The sequence below is a fragment of the Pseudomonas sp. LBUM1678 genome, assembly GCF_059695575.1.
The window spans coordinates 4,535,032-4,558,759 of sequence record NZ_CP166775.1 but is presented as its reverse complement, the minus strand read 5'-3'; the positions used below and the strand labels follow the sequence as shown (position 1 = coordinate 4,558,759).

Sequence of the window (23,728 nt, the reverse complement as noted above, 5' to 3'; positions counted from 1 at the left end):
TTTCGCGAGCAGGCTCACTCCCATAGGGGTCGGGGCATTAACCCAAAAAAAAGCCCCGCAAAAAGCGGGGCTATAAAGGGTGCAGCAGTCATCCCTTCGGACGCTTGTCCATCACATGACAAGCCTTGCCCTCAGACCGCTTGATCGAATGCATCGGCTGCACAACAATCCGCGAACTGATCCCGATATACGTCTTGATATGCCGACTCAACTCGGCACAGACCGCTTTCTGCTGGTCATCCCCCAAATGCTGATGCTCAGCCTTGAGCTCGACATGTACATCCACGCTGTCCAGATTCCCGTTGCGATACAGATGAATCTCATAACACTCTGAAAGCTGTTTGATCTTCAGCACCTGTTCCTCGATCTGCGTCGGAAACACGTTAACCCCACGAATGATCAACATGTCATCACTGCGCCCGGTGATCTTGTCGATCCGCCGCATCGGCCGCGCAGTCCCCGGAAGCAGACGCGTCAAGTCACGGGTGCGATAACGAATCATCGGCAGCGCTTCTTTGCTCAGCGAGGTAAATACCAGTTCGCCCATCTGCCCGTCCGGCAGCACCTCGCCGGTGACCGGATCGATGATCTCCGGATAGAAGTGGTCTTCCCAGATCGTCGGCCCGTCCTTGGTTTCGGCGCATTCCATGGCGACGCCGGGCCCCATGATTTCCGAGAGACCGTAGATGTCGAGGGCGGTAATGCCCAGGCGGTTTTCGATGGCGCTGCGCAGTTCGGCAGTCCACGGCTCGGCGCCGAAGATGCCCAGGCGCAGGGCCAGTTTGTGCGGATCGATGCCCTGGCGCTCGATTTCATCGGCAATGTTGAGCATGTACGACGGCGTGACCATGATGATGTCCGGCTGGAAATCCTTGATCAGCTGCACCTGTTTCTCAGTCTGGCCGCCAGACATCGGAATCACCGTGCAGCCCAGGCGCTCGGCACCGTAGTGGGCGCCAAGACCGCCGGTGAACAGACCGTAGCCATAGGAAATATGCACCTTGTCACCACGCCGGCCGCCCGCCGCGCGAATTGAGCGCGCGACGACGTTGGCCCAGGTGTCGATGTCGTTCTGCGTATAACCCACGACCGTCGGTTTGCCGGTGGTGCCGCTGGAGGCGTGCAGTCGCACGATGTCGTGCATCGGTACGGCGAACATGCCGTACGGATAGTTATCGCGCAGGTCGGTTTTGGTGGTGAATGGAAACTTCGCCAGGTCTTCCAGGGACTTGATGTCGTCCGGGTGTACGCCCAGCGTATCGAAGCGTTGGCGGTACAGCGGCACATTGTTATAGGCGTGGTTCAGGCTCCAGCGCAGACGCTCCAGTTGATGCTGGCGCAGTTCGTCAATGCTGGCGGTTTCCATCGGGTCCAGCACGGGATCAAGCACGGCTTTGGCAATTGGCATGTTCATAACTTCACTCGAATTATTTTTGTGTTTCGGCCCTTCTACACAAGGGCTTTGAGTGCATGCCCCAAGGATACCTCTCGGCTCCTCGGGAATCGCGGTTCTTTAGTCGGACAGGCGCTCGATGATCAGCGCGATGCCCTGGCCGACGCCGATGCACATGGTGCACAAGGCGTAGCGACCCTGACGTTCTTCCAGTTCATGCAGGGCGGTAGTCACCAGCCGTGCGCCGCTCATGCCCAGTGGATGACCCAGGGCAATCGCGCCGCCGTTGGGGTTGACCCGCGCATCGGTGTCGCTCAGGCCCAGCTCGCGCAGCACCGCCAGGCCTTGCGCGGCAAAGGCTTCGTTGAGTTCGATCACGTCCATGTCGGCGAGGCTCAGGTTGGCCAGTTCCAGCACCTTGCGCGTTGCCGGCACCGGGCCGATGCCCATGATCCGTGGTTCGACCCCGGCAGTGGCCATCGCCACGACCCGCCCGCGCGCCTTCAGGCCATGGCGTTTGGCAGCTTGCGGGCTGGCGAGCAATAACGCGCAAGCCCCGTCATTGACCCCGGACGCATTGCCCGCGGTGACGCTGCCGCCTTCGCGAAACGGCGTGCCGAGTTTCTGCAACTGCTCAAGGGTGGTATCGCCGCGGGGGTGCTCGTCATGCTCGACGACTTTGGCCGGGCCTTTGCGCTGGGGGATTTCCACCGCGACGATTTCCTTCGCCAGCCGCCCGCTGGCCTGGGCCGCACCGGCACGTTGCTGGCTGCGCAGGGCGAAGGCGTCCTGATCGGCGCGGGAGATGTTGAACTGCTCGGCGACGTTCTCGGCGGTCTCCGGCATGGAGTCGATGCCGTAGGACTTTTTCATCAGCGGATTGACGAAACGCCAGCCGATGGTGGTGTCGTAGACCTGCGCATCGCGAGAAAACGCTTGCTCGGCCTTGCCCATCACCAACGGTGCGCGGGACATCGACTCGACGCCGCCGACCAGCATCAACCCGGCCTCGCCACAGCGAATCGCCCGCGCTGCCGTGCCAATGGCATCCAGCCCGGAACCACACAAACGGTTGAGCGTGGTGCCGGGCACGCTGACCGGCAACCCGGCCAGCAGCGCCGACATGCGCGCCACGTTGCGGTTGTCTTCGCCGGCCTGATTGGCGCAGCCGTAGATCACGTCATCAACGGCATTCCAGTCGACTTGCGGGTGACGGCGCAGCAGTTCGCGCAGCGGCACCGCGCCGAGGTCGTCGGCGCGCACGCTGCTCAAGGCGCCGGCGTAGCGACCGATCGGGGTCCGTACCGCGTCGATGATCAAGGCGTCATTCATTCGGATTCTCCTGCGTCAGCACAGCGCCGCGCACTTTGTAGGATTTGCCATGGAACAGCGCGATCAGCTGGCCCAGTTGGTTTTCAATGCGTACGTCGTAGTTGCCGGTGCGACCGGAACGGCTTTGCTCGGTGCAGTCGGCATTCAAGGTGTCGCCCAGGCGTGCCGGGGCGATGTAGTCGATGCTGCAACCGATGGCCACCGTGGCTTCGTTGTAGCTGTTGCAGGCCAGGGCAAACGCCGAGTCGGCGAGGGCGAACAGGTAGCCGCCGTGGCAAGTGCCGTGGCCCTGGATCATGTCGGCGCGCACACTCATGCCGACGCGGGCGCACCCTGGCGCGGCGGAGAGCAAGCGCATGCCCATTGCCTGACTGGCGGTGTCGCGCTTGAACAACGCTTGCGCGCAGTCGCTAGCCAGATTCATGGCTTCATGGTTAGTCATGGAACGTTCTCCCTTCAGCGACCCGGCGGCGCAACAACAGCGACGGCCGATAACGTTCTTCGCCATAAACGGCCTGCAGGTTTTCCAGTACCTGGAGGATGTGCGAAAGGCCGATGGCATCGGCCCAGGCCAGCGGACCTTGCGGGTAATTGACCCCGGCACGCATCGCAAGGTCGATGTCCGCGGCCGAGGCCACGCCTTGCAGCACGGCGTCGGCGGCTTCGTTGGCGAGCATGGCCACCGTGCGCAGCACCGCGAGGGCCGGGCTATCACTCAGCGGGCTGACGATGAACCCGGCCCGTTGCAGCAATGCGACGCCGTGTTCGAAGGCGGAGGGCTCGATATCGGGCGAGTAGCTGATAGCGATACGACTGGCCTTGCCGTAGTCGAATGCCAGGTCGAGCAGGATCAGATTGCGCAACCCATCTTCCCTGGCGCGCTGGCAGGCCATGCGCCCGTCGCTTAACGCCAGCACGGCGTCGCCGACCCGCAGCAAACCTTGGCCGTCGCGCTGAACGATATCGATGTTGTGTTCACGCAGGCGTGGGATCAACGCGTTGGCGATGCCGAGATCACCTTCTACAACGCAGGTTTGAACGGCGTGTTCGCTGTTGATGGACATTGGTTGCGGACGCTCGGTGCCTTCGGTGTAGCGATAGAAGCCATGACCACTTTTCCGGCCCAGACGCCCGGCGTCTACCAGTTCTTTCTGGATCAACGACGGCAGGAATCGCGTGTCGCCGTAATACGCATCGAACACCGAGCAGGTGACGGCGTAGTTGACGTCATGGCCGATCAGGTCGGTCAGCTCGAACGCACCCATCGCAAAGCCACCGGCCTCGCGCATCAGTGCATCCAGCGTCGGGCAATCCGCCGCGCCTTCCTGGAGCAAACGAAAGCTCTCGGCGTAGAACGGCCGGGCGACGCGATTGACGATGAAACCGGGCGTCGAACGGGTGTGTACCGGTTTTTTGCCCCAGGCTTTGGCGGTGTCGTACAGACACTCGGCCAACGCCGGATCGCTGGCCAGGCCGGAGACGATTTCCACCAGCGCCATGACCGGCGCCGGGTTGAAGAAGTGCAGTCCGAGCAAGCGTTTCGGGTGGTTCAACTGCGCCGCGATGCTGGTGATCGACAACGATGAGGTGTTGCTCGCCAGAATGCAGCGCTCGCCGCAGATCCCTTCCAACTGGCGGAAGAGGGCGCGCTTGACCTCAAGGTTCTCGACGATGGCTTCGATGATCAGTTCGCAATCAGCCAGTGCTTCGATGGCTTCAACCGCTTGCAGGCGCGCAATCGTTGCGCTGCGCGACTCGGCGGAGAGCTTGCCTTTCTCGACGCGCTTGCCCAGTTGCCGGTCAATCCCATTGATGGCCTGAGCAGCAGCACCCGGCCGATTGTCCAGCAGCAGCACCGGATGGCCTGCTTGAGCGGCGACCTGTGCAATGCCGGCGCCCATGGCCCCGGCGCCGATCACCGCGACGCGCGCATTGGAATTCAGTGCAGTCATGGCTCAGCGCCCCTTGAAGCTTGGGCTGCGTTTTTCCATGAAGGCGCTGACGCCTTCACGGTAATCCTCGCTGCGCCCGGCCAGACGTTGCAGGTCTTTTTCCAGCTCTAGCTGTTCGTCAAATGTGTTGCTCAGGCTGGTGTTCATGCTGCGCTTGATCAGCGCCAGGCCGTAAGTCGGTTGGGTGGCCAGATGGCGCGCGAGCGTCAGGGCTTCATTGCGCAACTCGGCGTCGTCCACAACGCGGTAGATCAGGCCCCATTGCTCGGCTTGCTCGGCACTCAGGCGGTTGCCGAGCAAGGCCAGCGCCTTAGCGCGAGCCATGCCGACCAGGCGCGGCAAGGTCCAGGTGCCGCCGGAGTCGGGGATCAAGCCGATTTTGCAGAAGGCCTGAATGAAGCTCGCCGAACGCGCCGCCAGTACCAGATCACAGGCCAGTGGAATATTGGCGCCAGCCCCGGCCGCCACGCCGTTGACCGCACAGATCACTGGCAACGGCAGGTCGCGCAACTGGCGGATCAGCGGGTTGTAGAACTTCTCGATCGATTCGCCCAAGTCCGGCACGGCGCTGCCCGGCGCGACATTGCGGTCGCTGAGGTCTTGCCCGGCGCAGAAGCCCCGACCTTCACCGGTCAGCAGCAATACGCGCACGTCCGGGTTCTGCCGGACCAGTTTCAGCGCTTCCTTCACTTCACCATGCATCTTCGCGTTGAAGCTGTTGAGCTGGTCCGGGCGATTGAGGCTGAGCAAGGCGACGCCGGCCTCGATGGAAAACAGGATGTGTTCGAAGTTCATGGTCATGGCGCTCTCTGAGAAGTCGTTCGAAGGGTTATTGCCCGGTGAAGGTCGGCGTGCGTTTTTCCTGAAAGGCCCGGATGCCTTCGTCGCGATCTTGGGTACCGGCCAGCACGGTGAAGGCATGGCGCTCGAAACGCAGGCCGCTGGCCAGGTCGGTGTCCATCGCCTTGAGCAGCGCTTCCTTGGCCAGACGCACCGCCAACGGCGCTTTGCCGGCAATGCTGTGGGCGATGTGCACGGCGCGTTCAACGGTGAATTCCGGCTGGGTCACTTCGCTGACCAGCCCGGCGCGCTGAGCCTGGCGGGCGTCAATCGGCTCACCGGTCAGGACCATTTGCATGGCCATGGATTTGCCGACGGCGCGCAGCAAACGTTGGGTGCCACCGGCGCCGGGCATGATCCCGAGGTTGATTTCCGGCTGACCGAAGCGGGCGTCTTCCCCGGCGATGATGATGTCGGCATGCATCGCCAATTCGCAGCCCCCGCCGAGGGCGAAGCCGTTGACGGCGGCGATCAGCGGTTTGCTGAAACGGGTGATGGTCTGCCATGACGCCTGGCGCGGGTCGTCGAGGATGCCGACCAGATTGCGCTCGGCCATTTCTTTGATGTCGGCGCCGGCGGCAAAGGCTTTGCGGCTGCCGGTCAGCACCACGGCGCGGGTGGAGGGATCGGCTTGCGCGGCGTTCAGTTCATCCGCCAGTTCGCCGAGCAATTGGGTGGTCAGGGCGTTCAGCGCTTGCGGGCGCTGCAAGGTAATCAGACGGACACCCGGCTCGATGAACTCGACAGCAAGGGTTAGAGGCATGGCGGATGCCCTCACGGTGCACGCTCGGCTGTGATGCCGGCTCATTATTGGATCGGCGCGGTGGGCCGGTTTTGCCTGAGTATACCTACAACGTGATACGCAAATACAATAGTAAAATTGATTTAATGTGTCCTAATGGCAATTGTTTGGTTTTAAGGCTTTGACCGTGACTGTCCTCGTTAGGCGCTTTTTGTGCCGTTTTTATTGGGTTTTGTCGTGGTTTTTAGTCCCGCGGAAAAGGGGCGCTCGACGGGATTCATAAGTGATACGGTTTTTCTGCTTTGTGCTAACAAATACGATGTGATACAAAATGACCTTGTATCGGCATCGCTTTGTGAATGCCCTATAAAGGGAACGCCCCATGACCTGCTACAGCCTTGCTGGCTTGACCCCGGTGGTTGATCCCACTGCCTACGTTCATCCGTCCGCCGTGCTGATCGGCGACGTGATCATCGGCCCCCATTGCTACGTCGGGCCATTGGCGAGTTTGCGTGGGGACTTCGGGCGGATCGTGCTGGAAGAGGGCGCCAACCTGCAGGACACCTGCGTGATGCACGGTTTCCCGGACAGCGACACCGTGGTCGAACGCAACGGCCACATCGGGCATGGCGCGGTATTGCACGGTTGCCGGGTCGGCGCCGATGCGCTGGTGGGGATGAATGCGGTGGTGATGGACAACGCGCGCATTGGTGCACGCTCATTCGTCTCGGCGGCGGCGTTTGTCAAAGCCGGATTCGATTGCCCCGAGCAGTCTCTGGTGATGGGCGCACCGGCCAGTGTCAAACGCAGCCTCAGCGATGAAGAAGTGTCGTGGAAACAGGCGGGCACCCGTGAGTATCAGCAACTGGCCAAACGCTGCCTTGAACAGATGCAAGTCTGCGAACCGCTGAGCGAGCCGGAACCTGATCGACCGCGCATCAGCGACAGCGGCCTTCGACCCAAAGGCAGCAGCCTGTGAACACAATCCCCTTGTGGGAGCGGGCTTGCTCGCGAAAGCGGTGTGTCATTTAGCATCAATTTCGACTGACACGACGCCTTCGCGAGCAAGCCCGCTCCCACAGGGGAATGCGATTAACCGATGGACTTTCGGTATATTCCTTTTCTTTTTTCAACCCGGTACGCCCATGTCGTTCCTGACACCTTTGAACCACCTGATTACCCGATTCCAGGAGCAGACGCCGATCCGCGCCAGCTCCCTGATCATCACGTTGTATGGCGATGCCATCGAACCCCATGGCGGCACGGTGTGGCTGGGCAGCCTGATTCAGTTGCTCGAGCCCATCGGCATCAACGAACGATTGATCCGTACCTCGATTTTCCGTCTGACCAAAGAAGGCTGGCTGACCGCCGAGAAAATCGGGCGCCGCAGCTACTACAGCCTGACCGGCACCGGTCGTCGACGGTTCGACAAGGCTTTCAAGCGGGTCTACAGCTCCACCGTGCCAGCGTGGGATGGTTCGTGGAGCCTGGTGATGCTGACGCAACTGACCCAGGACAAGCGCAAACAAGTGCGCGAAGAACTGGAGTGGCAAGGTTTTGGTGCGATTTCGCCGGCGGTGCTGGCCTGTCCGCGCAGTGATCGAGCCGACCTCAACGCGACCTTGCTCGACCTCGGTGCCCAGGAAGACACCATCGTCTTCGAAACCACCGCGCAAGACGTATTGGCCTCCAAGGCCCTGCGTCTGCAGGTGCGCGAGAGCTGGAACATTGAAGAGCTGGCAACCCATTACAGCGAGTTCATCCAACTGTTCCGACCGCTCTGGCAAGCGCTTCGCGAGCAGGAGAACCTGCAACCGTCCGACTGCTTCCTGGCACGGGTTCTGCTTATTCATGAGTATCGCAAGCTGCTGCTGCGCGACCCGCAATTGCCGGACGAATTGCTGCCCGGCGACTGGGAAGGCCGTGCCGCCCGCCAGTTGTGCCGCAACATTTATCGATTGATTTACGCCAAGGCCGAGGAATGGCTGAACAGCGCACTGGAAACCGCCGACGGACCGTTGCCGGACGTGGGCGAGAGTTTTTATCGACGGTTTGGCGGGCTGAAATAACCCGTTGTCGTTCAAGGAGCGGTGCTGTTCAGGAGAACCTGTGGATTGGCGTAGATAATAAAAATAAGCCTGCGTGAGGCCAGACATGATTTCTTCAATTGCACAGCGCCGTGATGGCTTTGATCAGTGGATCCATCAGATCAACCAGATCTGTGGCGCCTTTGATGCGCAAACCCTGGGCACCGGGTTTGCCGGGCAGATCCGCGAACACCAAAGCGGCGCCCTCAAACTCAGTTTTGTCGACGCCTGCCAGGCGCGGCTGTACCGCACACCGGCGCAAGTAGCGGCAGGCGAGGGCGGCAAATACTTCGCTGTGTTCCAGCTCGACGGCACGGCCGGTATGGCACAAGGCGACAACAAAGTGTTGCTGTCGGCCGGGGACATCACCCTGATCGACGCCGCGCGCCCCAGCGACTTCACCTACAGTGAAAACTCCCGGCAGTTGTCGCTGATACTGCCGTCGCACCTGGTGGAACAGACCCTGCGCTTCAATCAGGTCAAGTGTGGACACCGGATCGCCGCAACGTCGCCGTTGGCGATGCTGTCGCATCGTCTGATCGTCGACGTCACGCGCCAGAACAACCTCAGCCTGCAGGAAAGCGAGGCGACGCTGGAGGCGATTGTCAGTCTGCTGCCAAATTGACTTTCGCAACGCCATGGCGCAACTGCCGGCGGCGGTGAACATCATCACCACCAATGGCCCCGGCGGACGCTGCGGCATCACCGCCAGCGCCGTGTGCTCGGTCACCGACTCGCCGCCGACCGTGCTGGTCTGCGTCAACCGCAACAGCGCCACCCACGATGTGTTCCGCACCAACGGCCACCTGTGCGTCAACGTACTGTGCAGCGAACAGGAAGAGTTGGCGCGGCACTTCGCCGGCATGACCCAGGTTCCGATGGCCGAACGATTTGCCTGGGACTTGTGGGACGACGGCGCCGCCGATGTACCGGTGCTGCGCGATGCCCTGGTGCAACTGGAAGGAAGGATTACCGAGTGCAAGGAAGTGGGTTCGCACTCGGTGATGTTTGTCGAGTTGTCGAAGGTGGGTGTGCGCGGGGCAGGGGATAGCCTGGTGTATTTCAACCGGCTGTTCCATCGGGTGGAGCATGCGGGGGCGCATTGCTGAGAGACCGCGTTATCGTTCTTCGCGGTCAAGCCTCGCTCCTACAAAGGCGAGGCGAACTCACAATGTATGAACGACATAAACCTGTAGGAGCGAGGCTTGCCCGCGAAGGCGGTGCCTGTTCGGAGTGCATGTTTAAAGGTGTTTAAGGATGCTTCCTGAAAGCTACAACGCCTTGCGCCATTGCCTACGACTACGCCAGAATCCGCCGGCTTGTGCGCTTTGGACGCCCTCGGTAACTTGATTCCCGTCACTGATTCCCAGTGATCGGGTTTAGTAGCCCGAGGTTTGAAAAAGTGTGCACAAGCGACTGTCAGACAGGTATTTCATTGCCTGCATTTGATGGTGGCTGTGCGCAGGGCGCCCTCGGGCGCGCCGGCTTTCGCACTTTTTCCCCGGTCTACTAACCTGCGTACAGCCGCCACCCCTCGTATTAGTAGCGAGGCGTGGCTGCCCAATCAGGAAAATATGCATATGTTCAAGGCAACACCAAATCCGCCAGACACAGATCCGGCATCCCCCTACGAATCACTCGATTCCCAAAAGCTCCACGAAGCCGCCGAGCGCGCCCTCGATCACTACCTCAACCCCGACGCCCTCAAAACCCCGGTCGCCCGCAAACCGAGCACCATGTTCATGATCGCGCCGGACATCAAAGACGAAGACCTGCTGGCGCACACCTGCGAATCACTGGCCTCGGCCAGCGTCATGACCAGCGATTTCGCCGCGCACCTGGAAGGGCCGCATCGGAACACGGCGATGGGGATTCAGCAGATCATCATGCAGGCGGAACTGGCGGTGAACCGGATGATGGATAACGTCGAAGTGCCGAAGTAATCACCGGGAACCGCGTCATCGTTCTTCGCGGGCAAGCCTCGCTCCTACAGAGTTTGTGTCGTTCACGAACTCTGTAGGAGCGAGGCTTGCCCGCGAAGGCGATCTATCAGGCAACACTCATCTCAAATCCTGAAACTCCCCACCAACTGGTTCAGCCGATCCGCCTGCCTTTCCAGCTCAGTACACGCCTGCAACGTCGACTGCAAATTCTCCACCCCTTGCTGATTCAGGGTGTTGATCTCGGTAATGTCGACATTCAACGCCTCAACCACCGACGTCTGTTCCTCAGTCGCCGCCGCCACAGACTGGTTGACGTTGTCGATCTCACCAATGCGCGCCGTCACGCTGCTCAGCCGTTTGCCAGCCAGGTTGGCGATGCTGACGCTTTCCTCGCTGTGGTGCTGGCTTTCGGTCATGGTCGTCACTGATTCGCGCGCGCCGATTTGCAGCTCTTCGATCATCTGCTGGATCTCGGCTGCCGATGTTTGCGTGCGTCCGGCGAGGCTGCGTACTTCGTCGGCGACCACCGCAAACCCACGGCCCGCTTCACCCGCCCGGGCGGCTTCGATGGCGGCGTTGAGTGCCAGCAGGTTGGTCTGCTGCGAGATGCCTTTGATCACTTCGAGGATCTGCCCGATGTTCACGGTTTTGCTGTTGAGCACTTCGATGTTGACGCACGAGGTGCTGATTTTGCCCGACAGTTCGTTCATCACCTGAATCGTGCGTTCCACCACCTGACGCCCGTCTTCGGCTTGTTGCCGCGCGGCAGACGCCTGTTGTGAAGCGTCGGAGGCATTGTTTGCGATCTCTTGTGCGGCGGCGCCCAGTTGGTTGATCGCGGCGGCGACGCTGTTGGTGCGGGTCGATTGTTCGTCGAAGTTGCTCAGCGACGCGTTGGAGGCGAGCAGAACGCGCTTGGCCCCTTCGTTAACGCCGAGCGCCGCCGAAGACACTTCACGGATCGAGTGATGGATGCGCTCGACGAAGCGGTTGAACGCGGTCGCCAGTTGGCCGATTTCATCCCGCGATTGCACCGCCAGACGCCGGGTCAAATCGCCTTCGCCCAAGGAAATATCTTCCATGACCCGCGTCAGCACTTGGAGCGGCCGGGTGATGCGAAACGCTGTGTACCAGATCAGCAGCAAGCCGAGCAGGGCCGAGCCGCCGCCCAACAACAACTCCAGCGCGGTGCTTTGCACGCCTTGCGCATCGAGCTCTTTTTGCAGCGTGGTCACTGGTGCCAGCAACACTTCTTGCGGCACGCCGACCAATACGCCCCAGGGTGCCGCGCCGGCAATCGGTGCCAGCGGTTCGAGGACTTTGATCTGTTCCTGGTCGACGAACACTTTGGGTTGGCCCTGGCGCAAGGTGTCCATGACCTCGGCATTCTCCAGCGGTTGGCCGAGGCGACTGATGTCCTGGCTGTTGGCGGAGATCACCCCGCGCGGGCTGACAATGCTGATTTGCCCATGGCCATCGAACAGTTGATGGGCGCTGGCTTCGCTGTTTTGTTGCAGGGCGGCGAGGTTGATGTCGAGGCCGACCACGGCGATGACTTTGCCGTTGTCCATCAGCGGGAATGCGATGCTGGTCACCAGTTTGCGGCTACCGGAAGCTTCATCGAAATACGGCTCCAGCACACAAGCTTGACGGGTATCGCGGGCGCAGGTGTAGAAGGCGTTATACGGTGCGCCGCTGGGACCGGGCGAGGTGTTGGCCAATAGCGCTTCGTCGCCGATCACCGCTTGCAGTTCGCCGGGTTTGCTTTGCACCCAATACAGGGAAAAACGCCCGGTTTCGTTGCTGCCCTGGGCGGCCTGGTCGACAAAACTGGCGTCGGCACCGTCGAGGGCCTCGGGTTCGAAAATGACGTAAAGCCCGAGCAGGTCGGGCTTGTCGATCAGGGCTTGATGCAGCTGGGTGCTCAGCTCCTGGCGCAATTGTGGGCGGGTCAAATGGCCCTGCTGTTGCAACTGCCTCAGGTACAGCAAATAGCGCGACAACCCTTGGCCATATTCGTGAGTCTGCATGAAGGTGCGCTGCACCTGCATCGCCTGCACTTTGCCCAGCGCCTGCATGTGTTCCTTCGCTGCGTTGGCGAGCATTTCGCTGCTGGCTTGGGCCACTTGCCGGCTGCTTTGATGGGTCTGGTAAAGCGACAAGCCCATCAGCAAACCCACCACCAGCAGCAGGCAGAGGCCGGCGAGCAGGGCGATCTTGCTCTGAATCGTCAGAAATTTTGAGTGCATTGGAAACTCCGTTTCCGTTGAAAGGCAACTTCTGCCTCAACGCGATCCTGTAGCAGCTGGCGAAGCCTGCGTTCGGCTGCGAAGCAGTCGTGAAACCTGAGCACACGGTCTACCTGGCACACCGCGTGTGCTGATTTCACGACTGCTTCGCAGCCGAACGCAGGCTTCGCCAGCTGCTACAAGGACTGCGTCATGGCGGCCGTTGTGTTTCAACCGTTAAAAAGTGGTGGCAAACACCACTTGGCTGTAGAGGTTTTTGTCGTTGTTGCCCAACTGGGTGCCGCCCTGATCGGCGCTCTTGTCCGGCTGGTACAGGCCGATCAGCGGCATCACCGTCAGGTGCTCGTTGACGTGCCATTCGGCGTACAGGTCGACCTCGTGACCATCGGTGTTACCGAGGTTGCGGTCGATGGTGTCGAAGTTGAAATACATCGCGCCGACGCTGAGGTTTTCCAGCGGCGAGACTTTCAGCGTGACGTTCTGGATGCGCGAGTTGTTGTTGAACGGGCCGGCGTAGTTGCCCGCTACTTCACCCTGGAACCAGGTGCCAAAGCCGCGACTGAAACCGTAGAACAGCGTGTCATAACCTTCCGAGAAACGGCTGTAGCGGTAGCTGACATACGGCGTCCAGGGCACGTCGGCGAAGGTCCAGCCGGCTTCCAGGTACCAGGCGTCTTCGGTGGCGGTGTGCGGTTTGTCTTGCGTGGCGTATTCACCCGAGAGGAACAGGTTTTTCACCCCGGCATTGCCCGTCGCGCGCAGGCTGTAGGTTTTCATGCCGTCGCGTTCGAGCTGCAACGGTGAGGCGTACTGTTCATCGACATCTTTAGTGTCGATGTAGGTCAGGCCGACCGTGCCCGCTTCGGCAACGTGTTCGAGGGTGCCGACGTACATTTCGGTTTTCGCTTGCGCGCGGTTGTCCGACTTCAGCCACATCAGGTCGCTGCGCCAGCCTTCCTTGCCACCGAGTCGCAACACGGCGGTCTCGTCGAAGGCTTTGCGCGCGGCCAGCCAGTAGGCACCACCTCGGTTGAATTCGCCGTCGGCCAGGCCTTTGCCCAGGTTGAGCGCGTCGCCATTAATCAGGAAACCGTCGCCGACCACAATGTTCTGGCGGCCGAAGGACAGGTCGACACCGTCCTCACCCAGCACGTCAAACAGCTTGCCCGAGCGCCAGCCGAGGTAGGCATCTTCGAACTTGGTAGTACGTTCCGAGCCGTCGCTGAAACCGGCGGCATCGCCGTCGCCCCAGGTGCCGGAGCTGAGCAGATTCGCCGCGCCATAAGCGGTGCCGACACCGGCCAGGCCTTTGTCGAAGCTCAGGCCATATTTGATGTAGCCCTCGCGCCACGACGAAGAACCCTCGTCGAGGCGGCCGGACAACGCATAGTTTTCCTGGCTGTGGAAAATGCCGAATACCGCTTCCAGCGTGGCGTTCAGGTGACTGTCGTCATCGGCATACAGTTCGTAGGCATTGGCCTGGGCGGCACTGATCATCAGCGCGAGCGTCGAGAGACGAAGCAAGGGGGACTTGAGCATGGTGTGGCATCCATTCTTGTTCATGACCACAGGGTTGAGGTCTTTTTCGATACTAAGGCCCGGAACTTTTTCGGCCTTTTGTGTGGTTGCCAAAGAGTTGCCTGTGCTTGCCAATTTCAACATTCCCCCTGTAGGAGCTGTCGAGTGAAACGAGGCTGCGATCTTTTGATCTTGTTTTTAAAGAGCAAGATCAAAAGATCGCAGCCTCGTTTCACTCGACAGCTCCTACAAGATTTTGTGTGGTTTGGCAGCCTTGCCAATACGACTGGCACGCAGGGCAAAACCTACAGGGCACTGACCCCTGACAATCCGTATCAACGCTGGTCCATACGGATTTTCAAGGTCGTCTTCTATGTTCACTTCGCAGAAATTCTCCCTCGTCGGTTTGCTGTCATTGGCACTGGCGCAAACCGTGGTCGCCGCCGACTGCGCGCCGGACCAGGGCCACGGCGCCCAGGTGTTCGCCAATGAATGCGGGGTTTGCCACTCGGTGAGCAAAGGCATGGCCGGCCTGATGGGGCCAAACCTGGCGGGCGTGGTCGGGCGCAAATCCGGCTCGCTGGAAGGCTTCAGCTACTCCCAGGCGATGCGCGGCAAAGACGTGACCTGGCAGGCCGAAACCATCACGCAGCTGATTACTCAACCCCAGGCTTATGTGCCCGGGACCTACATGCCCTACATGGGAATGGCCTCCGCAGATGATCGTCAGGCGGTCGTGTGTTTCCTCAAAGAACAACGCTAATCAGTCGGATTTTTCAGGCTGAACCACTCGTTTGAACGACAGGTGAATTATGAGCAACGTTGAAATTCTGCCGCAGGTCGCTGCTTTTCTCGACCGCCGCCATGGCTGCTTCATTGACGGCCAATGGGTGCTGGCCGACGGCCCGACCATTGCAGTGGTCAACCCGGCCACCGGGCAAACCCTGTGCGAAACCCTGGACGCGCCGCTGGACGTCGTCGAGCACGCCGTGCAGTCGTCCCATAAAGCCTTCAAGTCCGGCGTGTGGTGCGGTTTGCGTCCGGCGGACCGCGAACGCATCCTGCTGAATTTCACCGCACTGGTTGAAGCGCATGCCGAAGAACTGGCGCAGCTGGAAACCCTGAGCCAGGGCAAGTCGATCAACATGGCCCGGGCGCTGGATCTGAACGCCACCGTGGAGTTCATGCGCTACATGTCGGGCTGGGCAACCAAGATCGAAGGGCAGACCTTCGACGTGTCGATCCCATTGCCGCCGGGCGCGAAATTCACCGCGTTCACCAAGCGTGAGCCGGTGGGTGTGGTAGTCGGCATCGTGCCGTGGAACTTCCCGCTGCTGATCGCCGCCTGGAAACTGATGCCGGCGCTGGCCACGGGTTGCACGGTGATCATCAAACCGGCGATGGAAACCCCGCTGACCGCCATGCGTCTGGCTGAACTGGCCCTGGAAGCCGGCATTCCGGCCGGCGTGTTCAACGTCGTCACCGGTGGCGGCGCCTCGGTCGGTGGCGTGCTGACCGCGCATCCGCTGGTGAGCAAGGTGTCGTTCACCGGCTCCACTGCGGTGGGCAAAAGTGTCGGCGTGGCGTGCATGGAAAACATGACGCGCTTCTCGCTGGAACTGGGCGGCAAAAACCCGATGATCGTGCTGGCCGATGCCGACATCGAAAAAGCGGTGCAGGGTGCAATCCTCGGTGGTCTGCTGAACAACGGCCAGGTCTGCGCAGCGGCTTCGCGCTTCTATGTGCATCGCTCGATCCACGATCAGTTTGTCGAAGCGCTGGCGGCAGCCGTCTCGGCGATGCCAATCGGCGCGGGCATGAATTGCGATGCGGCGATCAACCCGCTGGTGTCGCGCAAGCAACAACAAAGCGTGCTCCAACACATCGAACTGGCTCGCCGCGAAGGCGCGCGGGTGGTGTCGGGCGGTGAGTTGCTGGAAGGCGAGGGCTTCTATGTGCAGCCGACGATTCTGGCCGACATCGACCACAGCATGGCGGTGGCCCGCGAAGAAGTCTTCGGTCCGGTGCTGGGTGTGATGCCGTTTGACGACGAAGACGCGGTGATCGCCCTGGCCAACGACAATCGCTACGGCCTGGCCGCCAGCCTGTGGACCAACGACCTGGGCAAAGCCATGAACCTGGTGCCGCGCATCGAAGCCGGCACCGTGTGGGTCAACGCTCACGTGTTGCTCGACCCGGCGATGCCGTTTGGTGGTGTCAAACAATCGGGCATGGGCCGCGAGTTTGGTCGCGCGGTGATCGAGGCGTATACCGAGCTGAAATCTGTGTGTATTGCGCATTGATTCATGGATATACGACGGCCCCTGCAACGGGGGCCGTTGGCTTGACTGACTAACGGCGACGCGGGCGACATGGAATCCATTGCTTCCCATTAATAGGAAGCATTACTATTCACGCCCGTCTCCACAGCACACCGCAATGACCCCCAAGTTGCCCCGCAGACACGGCTTTTTCGAGCATTACGAAGAGTTGGTTGGCACCTGGACCCGTCGCCTGAGAAATCGTCAGCAGGCCGAGGATCTGGCCCACGACACCTTCGTGCGGGTGCTTGAGTCCGATTCGTCGGCGGTGGAGCAACCTCGGGCGTATTTGCACCAGACCGCGCGCAACATCGCGGTGGATGGTTATCGGCGTGAGGATCGGCGGGGCGCCATGGAGTCGGAGGCGGTTGATCACGGTGTGTCGTCGTCCGGCGACCCGGAGCATTTCATGCATGCGATCCAGTTGGCTGATTCCATCGAACGGGCGCTCACCGAGCTGCCGGTCAACTGCCGCAAGGTGTTCGTCTGGCAGAAGATCGAAGGCCTGACCCAGGCGGAAATCGCCGAACGCCTGGGACTGTCCAAGAACATGGTGGAAAAGTATATGATCCGCACCTTGCGGCATCTGCGCGACCGCCTCGACGGGCTGCACCCATGATCGGCCGCGCCTTCTCACCCCCAGCCAAACAGGAACTTCCATGATGGATACTCGTGATTGTGCGTGCGGGCAAACAACGGTTCGCGACGACGCGGCGCGGTGGTTTGTGCGTTTGCAGGAGCCGGCCGTGGACGTCGAAGAATACCGGCGTTTCGAAGCCTGGCTGGCTGAGCATCCTCAGCATCGCGACGAATTTCAACTGCTTCAGGGCCTGTGGACAGCGGCCGATCTGCTGCCCGCCAAGCGTCTGCAAGCCCTGTGCGAAGCTCCGCCGACCCGACGTAAACGTCATCCGCTGGTGCGTTACGCGGTGGCGGCCAGTGTGCTGGCCGTAGCGCTCGGGTTGGGGCTGTTCAGCGGTTTGAATCATCCGGCGACGTACACGGCCGAATACTCCACGGCATTGGGCGAGCGTCGCCATGTGGCGTTGCCCGACGGTTCGGTGATCGATCTGAATAGCCGCAGCCGCGTTCAGGTGCGTTATGAAAAAAACCGTCGCGGCATCGAGTTGACTGAAGGCGAAGCCATGTTCAGCGTCGAGCACGACACCAGCCGACCGTTCGTGGTCGAGGCGGGTAGCGGCAAGGTGACGGTCACCGGCACGCGCTTCGATGTGCGCCGCGACGCGACAGAAACCCGGGTGGCGGTGGAGCAGGGCACGGTCAAGGTTGAGGGTCAGGGGCCTGATGTCATCAGCCTCACCGCCGGCCTCGGCACTCGCGTCGATGCCAAAGGCGTGGTGGCCGCCGCTTACGCGGTCAATCCGGCAGAACTGACCGCGTGGCGCAGCGGCAAACTGGTGTTCAACAACGCCAGCCTCAACGAGGTCGCCGCAGAAGTTTCGCGCTACCGCGAGAAGCCCCTCACGGTCGGCAACGACAAGGTGGGCGATCTGCGCCTGACCAGCGTGTTCAAATCCGACAACACCGACGCACTGCTCAAGGCCCTGCCGAGCATTCTGCCGGTGGCCGTGCGGACCCTCGATGACGGCAGCCAACAAATAATTTCAAAATAGATTCAGGTTTTTTTTGAGTTCTTCGTCTTCTTGTCCAACTGCAACTGGTTTGCATTAACAGCCGCACACTCTTGCGATCTACAGGACAATGTTCGACGTGAAGAAAACCACCGCTAAAAACAACAATTCCCCTTGGTTGCGGCTCGCGCTCGCCCTGGCTGTCAGTGCCGCGCTTCCCCAGGCATTCGGCGCTGACGGCATTCATATTCCCGCGCAGCCGTTGGGCCAGGCGTTGAGTGAGCTGGGTCAGCAAACGTCGCTGCAGGTTTTCTTCAGTCCTGAGCTGGTAGCCGGTAAACAGGCGCCAGCCGTCGACGGCGACCTCTCGCCGGAACAGGCCTTGCGCCAATTGCTGCAAGGCAGCGGTTTGCAATATCAGATCGATGAAGGCTCGGTGACCCTGACGCCGGCACCGACTTCCGCCGGCGCCGGCCCGATCGAACTGGGCGTGACCGACATCAAAGTGGTCGGCGACTGGCTCGGCGATGCTGACGCGGCGGTGGTGCAGAACCATCCCGGCGCACGGACGGTGATCCGCCGCGAAGCCATGGTCGAGCAGGGCGCCATGAACGTCGGCGACGTGTTGAAGCGCGTCCCCGGCGTGCAAGTGCAGGACGCCAACGGCACCGGCGGCAGCGACATTTCCCTGAACGTCGGTGTGCGCGGCCTGACCTCGCGCCTGTCGCCTCGCTCCACGGTATTGATCGACGGCGTGCCGGCAGCTTTCGCGCCGTATGGCCAGCCGCAACTGTCCATGGCACCGATCTCCTCCGGCAACCTCGACAGCATCGACGTGGTACGCGGCGCCGGTTCCGTGCGTTATGGACCGCAGAACGTCGGTGGCGTGATCAACTTCGTGACCCGGGCGATCCCGGAAAAAGCCACCGGTGAAATCGGCACCACCCTGGAAACCTCCCAGCACGGCGGCTGGAAGCACATCGACACCGCATTCCTCGGCGGCACCGCCGACAACGGCATTGGCGTGGCGCTGTTGTATTCCGGCGTGAACGGCAACGGTTACCGCGAGCGCAACAACGGCAATGACATCGACGACGTGATTCTCAAGACTCACTGGGCGCCGACCGATGTCGACGATTTCAGCCTCAACTTTCACTACTACGACGCCAGCGCCGACATGCCTGGCGGCCTGACCCAGGCGCAGTACGACGCCAATCCGTTTCAGTCCGACCGCAACAATGACAACTTCAGCGGGCGCCGCAAGGATGTCTCGTTCAAGTGGACGCGACAGCTCGACGACCGCACCCAGGCCGAAGTGCTGACTTACTATACCGACAGCTTCCGTGGCAGCAACATCGCCGCCCGCGATCAGAAAACCCTGGGCTCGTTCCCGCGCACTTACTACACCGTCGGCATCGAACCGCGGGTGTCCCGTGTGTTCGATGTTGGCCCGACCACCCAGGAAGTCAGTGTCGGGTATCGCTACCTCAAGGAAGCCATGCACGAACAGGCGAGCCGCCTGGCGCTGGTCAACAACGAGCCGGTGATTCGTCCCGGTTCGGACGGGCATGTGTACCAGGACCGTACCGGTGGCACTGAAGCCAACTCGGTCTACGTCGACAACAAAATCGATGTCGGTAACTGGACCATCACCCCCGGCATCCGCTTCGAACACATCAGCACCGACTGGCACGACCGCGCCGTACTCGACACCGCTGGCAGACGCGTGCCGGAGAAGAACCGCAGCATCGAAAGCAACGAGCCGCTGCCGGCCCTGAGCGTGATGTATCATCTGTCGGAAGAGTGGAAGCTGTTTGCCAACTACGAAACATCGTTCGGCAGCCTGCAGTATTTCCAGCTGGGTCAGGGGGGCGCGGGGGACGAACCGGCCAATGGCCTGGAGCCGGAAAAGGCCAAGACCTATGAGGTCGGCACGCGCTACAACAATGAGGCGTGGGGCGGCGAGTTGACGGCGTTCTACATCGACTTTGACAAAGAGTTGCAATACATCAGCAACGACGCGGGCTGGACCAACCTCGGCGCGACCACGCACCAGGGCATCGAGGCATCGGTGCACTACAACATGGCGGCACTCGATCCACGACTCGACGGCCTGACCGCCAACGCCGGGTTCACTTACACCCGCGCCGTGTATGAAGGTGAAATCCCAGGCTTCAAGGGCCGTGACCTGCCGTTCTACTCGCGCCAGGTAGCGACCGCCGGCCTGCGTTACGACATCAACCGCTGGACCTACAACCTCGATGCCTTTGCCCAGTCCAAGCAGCGCTCACCGGGCGTAGCGGTGAACGCCGATGGCAGCTTCACCAACAACTACATCACCGAAGGCTCCGCCGATGGTCAGTACGGCGACATCCCGGGTTACGTCACCTGGAACGTGCGTGGCGGCTATGACTTCGGCGCACAGCTGTCGAACCTGAAGGTCGGCGCCGGGGTGAAAAACGTCTTCGACAAGCAGTACTTCACCCGCTCCAGCGACAACAACTCGGGGATGTACGTGGGTGCGCCGCGCACGTTCTTTGTGCAGGCCAGCGTTGGGTTCTGATAGACCGAGGTGACCCCATCGCCAGCAGGCTGGCTCCCACATTGATCTCTGCTAAACACAGAATTTGTGTTCACTGAAGCTCCCCTGTGGGAGCCAGCCTGCTGGCGATGACGGCTTCACAGTCGACAAGCTGTTGCCTGACACAGCGCTATCGCGAGCAGGCTGGCTCCCACATTGATCTCTGCTAAACATAGAATTTGTGTTCACTGAAGATCCCCTGTGGGAGCCAGCCTGCTGGCGATGACGGCTTCACAGTCGACAAGCTGTTGCCTGACACAGCGCTATCGCGAGCAGGCTGGCTCCCACATTGATCTCTGCTAAACACAGAATTTGTGTTCACTGAAGATCCCCTGTGGGAGCCAGCCTGCTGGCGATGACGGCTTCACAGTCGACAAGCTGTTGCCTGAAACAGCGCTATCGCGAGCAGGCTGGCTCCCACATTGATCTCTGCTAAACACAGAATTTGTGTTCACTGAAGATCCCCTGTGGGAGCCAGCCTGCTGGCGATAGCTTTATCAGACTTTCAACACCTTGCCGCCAATGGCCACGGCCACCAACAACACCGCCATCAACCCAAACGCAAAACTCAAACTGCTGCCATGGGCGATAAACCCGATCACCGCCGGGCCGGCGAGAATTCCTGCGTAGCCCAATGTGGTAATGGCCGGCACCGCAATGTGTTCAGGCATGACCGTCTGTTTACCGACCGCGGTATACAGCACCGGCACGATGTTCGAGCAACCCGCTCCCAATAACGCATAACCGACCAGCGCCGCCTCCCAGGCCGGTGCAAACGTCGCCAGCGCCAGTCCCACCGCCGCCGTCAGGCCACCGAACACCATCACCCGCGTCGCGCCCAGACGCCGGACAATCCGGTCTCCGGTCAGCCGGCCGGCGGTCATGGTCAGCGCAAACGCCGCGTAACCCAGGCCCGCGTACGCCGTTTCGATCCCGCGTTCCTGCACCAGGAACACCGCGCTCCAGTCGAGCGCCGCGCCTTCGGCCAGGAACACGATGAAACACATGCCGCCAATGAACAGCACGATGCCATGGGGCACCGCAAACGCAGGTCCCGAGCTTTCGCTGCCATAAGGCAACAGATGCGGCGCGGCCTTGAGCAAGGCCAGTACCAGCACCACAACCACCACCGCCATCGCCCCCAGCGGCGACAGACCCAGGCCGAGCAGGGCGCTGACACCCGCGGCGCCGACAATCCCGCCGAGGCTGAACATCCCGTGAAACCCCGACATCATGTTCTTGCCGCTGGCGCGCTCGACGATCACCGCTTGCAGGTTCACCGTTGAATCCACCGTGCCCAGGCCCGCACCGAACATGAACAGCGTGGCGATCAATGCCGGCACCGACGTCACCGTCGCCAACAGCGGCAACGCCGCGCAAATCAACAACGTTCCCCCGGTCGCCACTCGACGACAGCCGAAACGCGTGGACAAGAGGCCAGCCATCGGCATCGCCAGAATCGAGCCCACCCCCAGGCACAGCAGCAACAACCCGAGCGTCCCTTCGTCGAGCCCGGCTCGTGCCTTGGCATACGGCACCAGCGGCGCCCACGCGGCGATGCCCAGACCGGCGATGAAAAAGGCGATGCGGGTAGACATCTGCTCCAGGCGTCCGGGAACAAATGTGGTTTGGGTATTGAGGTTGGTCATATCGATCCTTGGCAAAAAACGTCGCGTCCCCAAGGGACAGTGACTGACCCCTAGGGTTCGGTCAGCGTCCGCGCAGGTTTGCGGTCAGGCAGGGCGACATCCTTGCACAGCCCGACCCACAATCGCGAGCGCGGGTGTCACGGTTGGTCGCACAACACCCGCAAGGACTCGTCGCGTACTTGCAGAATGTCGAACAAACCCAGCGTCCACGGGCACTTCGTCAGTGAAACCAGCTTTAGCTTCAGCCGATGGCGACAGCGTGCACGCTTGCTGCGAGCACTGGAGTTGCTTGCCGCAGACGTACCGGTGACGACCATCGCGCTGGAACTGGGCTACGACGATGTCAGCGCGTTCATTGCGATGTTCCGGCGTGAGTTTGGCGTGACGCCGGGGCGGTATTTCATCGCAGGAAGTTGACGCCTACAGTACAGGCTATTTTCAGGCTGACTCCAGGACCGATCCATGACGCCGTTCTACGATGCTCGAGGCAATATCTACGCGGTAGTGGCGCCCGACGCCGTGCGCGATAGCGGTATCGATTTGCCTGACCAGGCCAGCGACGCTGCGCAAGTTCGCGAGCGCTGGGCGTTGGCGGCCATCGAGGCGTTCTGCAGTTGGGCGCCCGGTACACAACCGCACGGCAGCAAAGACCATCGCTGCGACGGGCTGTTGGTGGGGCCGTTTCAATCGTCACCGCCCTTTGATCTGTTGATCGTCAATACCGACGGCACCTTGGCCGAGCGAAGTGGCAATGGGCTGACGATTTTTTCCCAGGCGCTCAGCGAGCAAGGCTTGATGCCGAAGGAGGAGGCGTGCCTGCTGCGGGTTCATCACGACAAACGCGATGCGGTTTCGCCGGTGGAAACCTCGGTGAAACCCGCTGTGGTCGACGATGTGCAAGGGTTCTGGCTGGATCTGGGCAAACCTTCGTTTGGACCGCAAGCGGTGGGCGCGCGTGAGGTTGAACGCGTGATGTTGAATGAGCGCGAAGTCAGCCATGTGCAGCCGTTGTCGGCGCTTGATCCTGGCTGGAACCGAAGCCAGTTTGTGCGCATCGGCAATCCGCATTGCGTGACGCTGCTGGCAAATGCCGACACGTTGCCGAGCAATGAGCAGATGCGTGAACCGCCATTGGCCCAAGGTTTGTTGCGCATTGCCTACGCCGCGCCGACCGGAGCAGGGCAGCCGTGTCCGGCGGGGGTGAATTTGCAGTGGGCGATGCTTGCGTCCGAGGGGCAAGTGGTGGCGCGGGTGTTTGAGCGTGGGGAAGGGCCGACGGCGTCATCGGGCACCAGCGCCAGTGCGGTGGCGTGTGCTGCCTGGCAAGTGGGTTGGGTGGCGGCGGGAGAGGTGAAAGTAGTCATGCCGGGCGGTACGGCGCCGATTTTGTTGGAGGAGTCGGAGGGGGAGTTGAGTCGGGTCCGGCTGTTCGGCACGGCTCGGTTAATAGGTTGAATCGAAGATTGCCTTCGCGAGCAGGCTCGCTCCCACAGGGTTTTGAGGTCGACTCGGACTCAGTGTGGGAGCGA

The 23,728-nt window shown here is 61.2% G+C and carries 18 protein-coding genes and 4 pseudogenes; 12 read left to right on the top strand and 10 right to left on the bottom strand.

Going from position 1 to position 23,728, the window contains the following annotated elements:
- Positions 1-88 precede the first annotated feature (88 nt).
- The 6 genes from paaK to paaF all read right to left on the bottom strand — a co-directional run bounded on the left by paaK (position 89) and on the right by paaF (position 6,280).
- Positions 89-1,414 (bottom strand): phenylacetate--CoA ligase PaaK, encoded by a 1,326-nt coding sequence (paaK, locus tag ACA070_RS20805; RefSeq protein ID WP_497448147.1) that lies wholly within the window; start codon positions 1,412-1,414, stop codon positions 89-91.
- 99 nt (positions 1,415-1,513) lie between these two features.
- The gene (gene pcaF / locus ACA070_RS20800; RefSeq protein WP_497448146.1) at positions 1,514-2,725 is read right to left on the bottom strand and encodes a 3-oxoadipyl-CoA thiolase; all 1,212 of its coding nucleotides are present in this window, start codon (positions 2,723-2,725) and stop codon (positions 1,514-1,516) included.
- On the bottom strand, positions 2,718-3,167 hold the full coding sequence (gene paaI / locus ACA070_RS20795; RefSeq protein WP_497448145.1) for a hydroxyphenylacetyl-CoA thioesterase PaaI: 450 nt from the start codon (positions 3,165-3,167) through the stop codon (positions 2,718-2,720). Before paaI ends, pcaF begins: the two co-directional genes overlap by 8 nt.
- Complete coding sequence (gene paaH / locus ACA070_RS20790; RefSeq protein ID WP_497448144.1) at positions 3,160-4,677, bottom strand: 3-hydroxyacyl-CoA dehydrogenase PaaH; 1,518 nt, start codon at positions 4,675-4,677, stop codon at positions 3,160-3,162. The genes paaI and paaH overlap by 8 nt, the downstream gene beginning before the upstream one ends.
- A 3-nt stretch (positions 4,678-4,680) precedes the next feature.
- Positions 4,681-5,472 (bottom strand): 2-(1,2-epoxy-1,2-dihydrophenyl)acetyl-CoA isomerase PaaG, encoded by a 792-nt coding sequence (gene paaG, locus ACA070_RS20785; protein ID WP_497451997.1) that lies wholly within the window; start codon positions 5,470-5,472, stop codon positions 4,681-4,683.
- Positions 5,473-5,506: 34 nt separating this feature from the next.
- The gene (paaF, locus tag ACA070_RS20780; protein WP_497448143.1) at positions 5,507-6,280 is read right to left on the bottom strand and encodes a 2,3-dehydroadipyl-CoA hydratase PaaF; all 774 of its coding nucleotides are present in this window, start codon (positions 6,278-6,280) and stop codon (positions 5,507-5,509) included.
- A 361-nt stretch (positions 6,281-6,641) separates the two neighbouring features.
- Here paaF and paaY point away from each other — a divergent pair, with 361 nt between their 5' ends.
- From paaY to ACA070_RS20755, 5 genes and pseudogenes are all read left to right on the top strand, one after another.
- Positions 6,642-7,238 carry a phenylacetic acid degradation protein PaaY gene (gene paaY / locus ACA070_RS20775; RefSeq protein WP_497448142.1) on the top strand — a complete coding sequence of 199 codons (597 nt, stop codon included), beginning with the start codon at positions 6,642-6,644 and terminating at the stop codon, positions 7,236-7,238.
- A 166-nt stretch (positions 7,239-7,404) separates the two neighbouring features.
- Positions 7,405-8,328 (top strand): phenylacetic acid degradation operon negative regulatory protein PaaX, encoded by a 924-nt coding sequence (gene paaX / locus ACA070_RS20770; protein WP_497448141.1) that lies wholly within the window; start codon positions 7,405-7,407, stop codon positions 8,326-8,328.
- A gap of 85 nt (positions 8,329-8,413) precedes the next feature.
- Positions 8,414-8,962, top strand: a pseudogene (locus tag ACA070_RS20765) (AraC-like ligand-binding domain-containing protein); the annotation flags it as partial.
- Between the two features lie 22 nt (positions 8,963-8,984).
- Positions 8,985-9,455: a 4-hydroxyphenylacetate 3-monooxygenase, reductase component gene (gene hpaC, locus ACA070_RS20760; RefSeq protein WP_497448140.1), complete on the top strand. Its 471-nt coding sequence runs from the start codon at positions 8,985-8,987 to the stop codon at positions 9,453-9,455.
- A 471-nt stretch (positions 9,456-9,926) separates the two neighbouring features.
- On the top strand, positions 9,927-10,289 hold the full coding sequence (locus tag ACA070_RS20755) for a DUF6124 family protein (RefSeq protein ID WP_497448139.1): 363 nt from the start codon (positions 9,927-9,929) through the stop codon (positions 10,287-10,289).
- Positions 10,290-10,411: 122 nt separating this feature from the next.
- Here ACA070_RS20755 and ACA070_RS20750 read toward each other — a convergent pair.
- From ACA070_RS20750 to ACA070_RS20740, 3 genes and pseudogenes are all read right to left on the bottom strand, one after another.
- Positions 10,412-11,377, bottom strand: a pseudogene (locus tag ACA070_RS20750) (methyl-accepting chemotaxis protein); the annotation flags it as partial.
- 480 nt (positions 11,378-11,857) lie between these two features.
- Positions 11,858-12,319, bottom strand: a pseudogene (locus ACA070_RS20745) (cache domain-containing protein); the annotation flags it as partial.
- A gap of 435 nt (positions 12,320-12,754) precedes the next feature.
- Positions 12,755-14,077, bottom strand: a complete 1,323-nt coding sequence (locus ACA070_RS20740; RefSeq protein WP_497448138.1) for an alginate export family protein — start codon at positions 14,075-14,077, stop codon at positions 12,755-12,757.
- A 352-nt stretch (positions 14,078-14,429) separates the two neighbouring features.
- Here ACA070_RS20740 and ACA070_RS20735 point away from each other — a divergent pair, with 352 nt between their 5' ends.
- The 5 genes from ACA070_RS20735 (at position 14,430) to ACA070_RS20715 (ending at position 20,532) form a co-directional block, all read left to right on the top strand.
- A complete protein-coding gene (locus ACA070_RS20735; RefSeq protein ID WP_497448137.1) occupies positions 14,430-14,819 on the top strand; it encodes a c-type cytochrome in 390 nt (129 codons plus the stop codon).
- Positions 14,820-14,868: 49 nt separating this feature from the next.
- Complete coding sequence (locus ACA070_RS20730; RefSeq protein WP_497448136.1) at positions 14,869-16,359, top strand: aldehyde dehydrogenase family protein; 1,491 nt, start codon at positions 14,869-14,871, stop codon at positions 16,357-16,359.
- A gap of 136 nt (positions 16,360-16,495) precedes the next feature.
- The gene (locus ACA070_RS20725; RefSeq protein WP_497448135.1) at positions 16,496-16,996 is read left to right on the top strand and encodes a sigma-70 family RNA polymerase sigma factor; all 501 of its coding nucleotides are present in this window, start codon (positions 16,496-16,498) and stop codon (positions 16,994-16,996) included.
- A gap of 40 nt (positions 16,997-17,036) precedes the next feature.
- On the top strand, positions 17,037-18,011 hold the full coding sequence (locus ACA070_RS20720; protein ID WP_497448134.1) for a FecR family protein: 975 nt from the start codon (positions 17,037-17,039) through the stop codon (positions 18,009-18,011).
- Between the two features lie 97 nt (positions 18,012-18,108).
- Positions 18,109-20,532: a TonB-dependent siderophore receptor gene (locus ACA070_RS20715; protein WP_497448133.1), complete on the top strand. Its 2,424-nt coding sequence runs from the start codon at positions 18,109-18,111 to the stop codon at positions 20,530-20,532.
- A 515-nt stretch (positions 20,533-21,047) separates the two neighbouring features.
- On the opposite strand, the gene ACA070_RS20710 is transcribed toward ACA070_RS20715, so the two are convergent.
- Entirely contained in the window at positions 21,048-22,199 is a 1,152-nt protein-coding gene (locus tag ACA070_RS20710) for an MFS transporter (protein WP_497448132.1), read from the bottom strand.
- A gap of 216 nt (positions 22,200-22,415) precedes the next feature.
- On the opposite strand from ACA070_RS20710, the pseudogene ACA070_RS20705 reads away from it, so the two are divergent.
- A pseudogene (locus ACA070_RS20705) lies at positions 22,416-22,616 on the top strand (helix-turn-helix domain-containing protein); the annotation flags it as partial.
- Positions 22,617-22,661: 45 nt separating this feature from the next.
- The gene (locus ACA070_RS20700; RefSeq protein ID WP_497448131.1) at positions 22,662-23,654 is read left to right on the top strand and encodes a diaminopimelate epimerase; all 993 of its coding nucleotides are present in this window, start codon (positions 22,662-22,664) and stop codon (positions 23,652-23,654) included.
- The last annotated feature ends 74 nt before the right edge of the window (positions 23,655-23,728 follow it).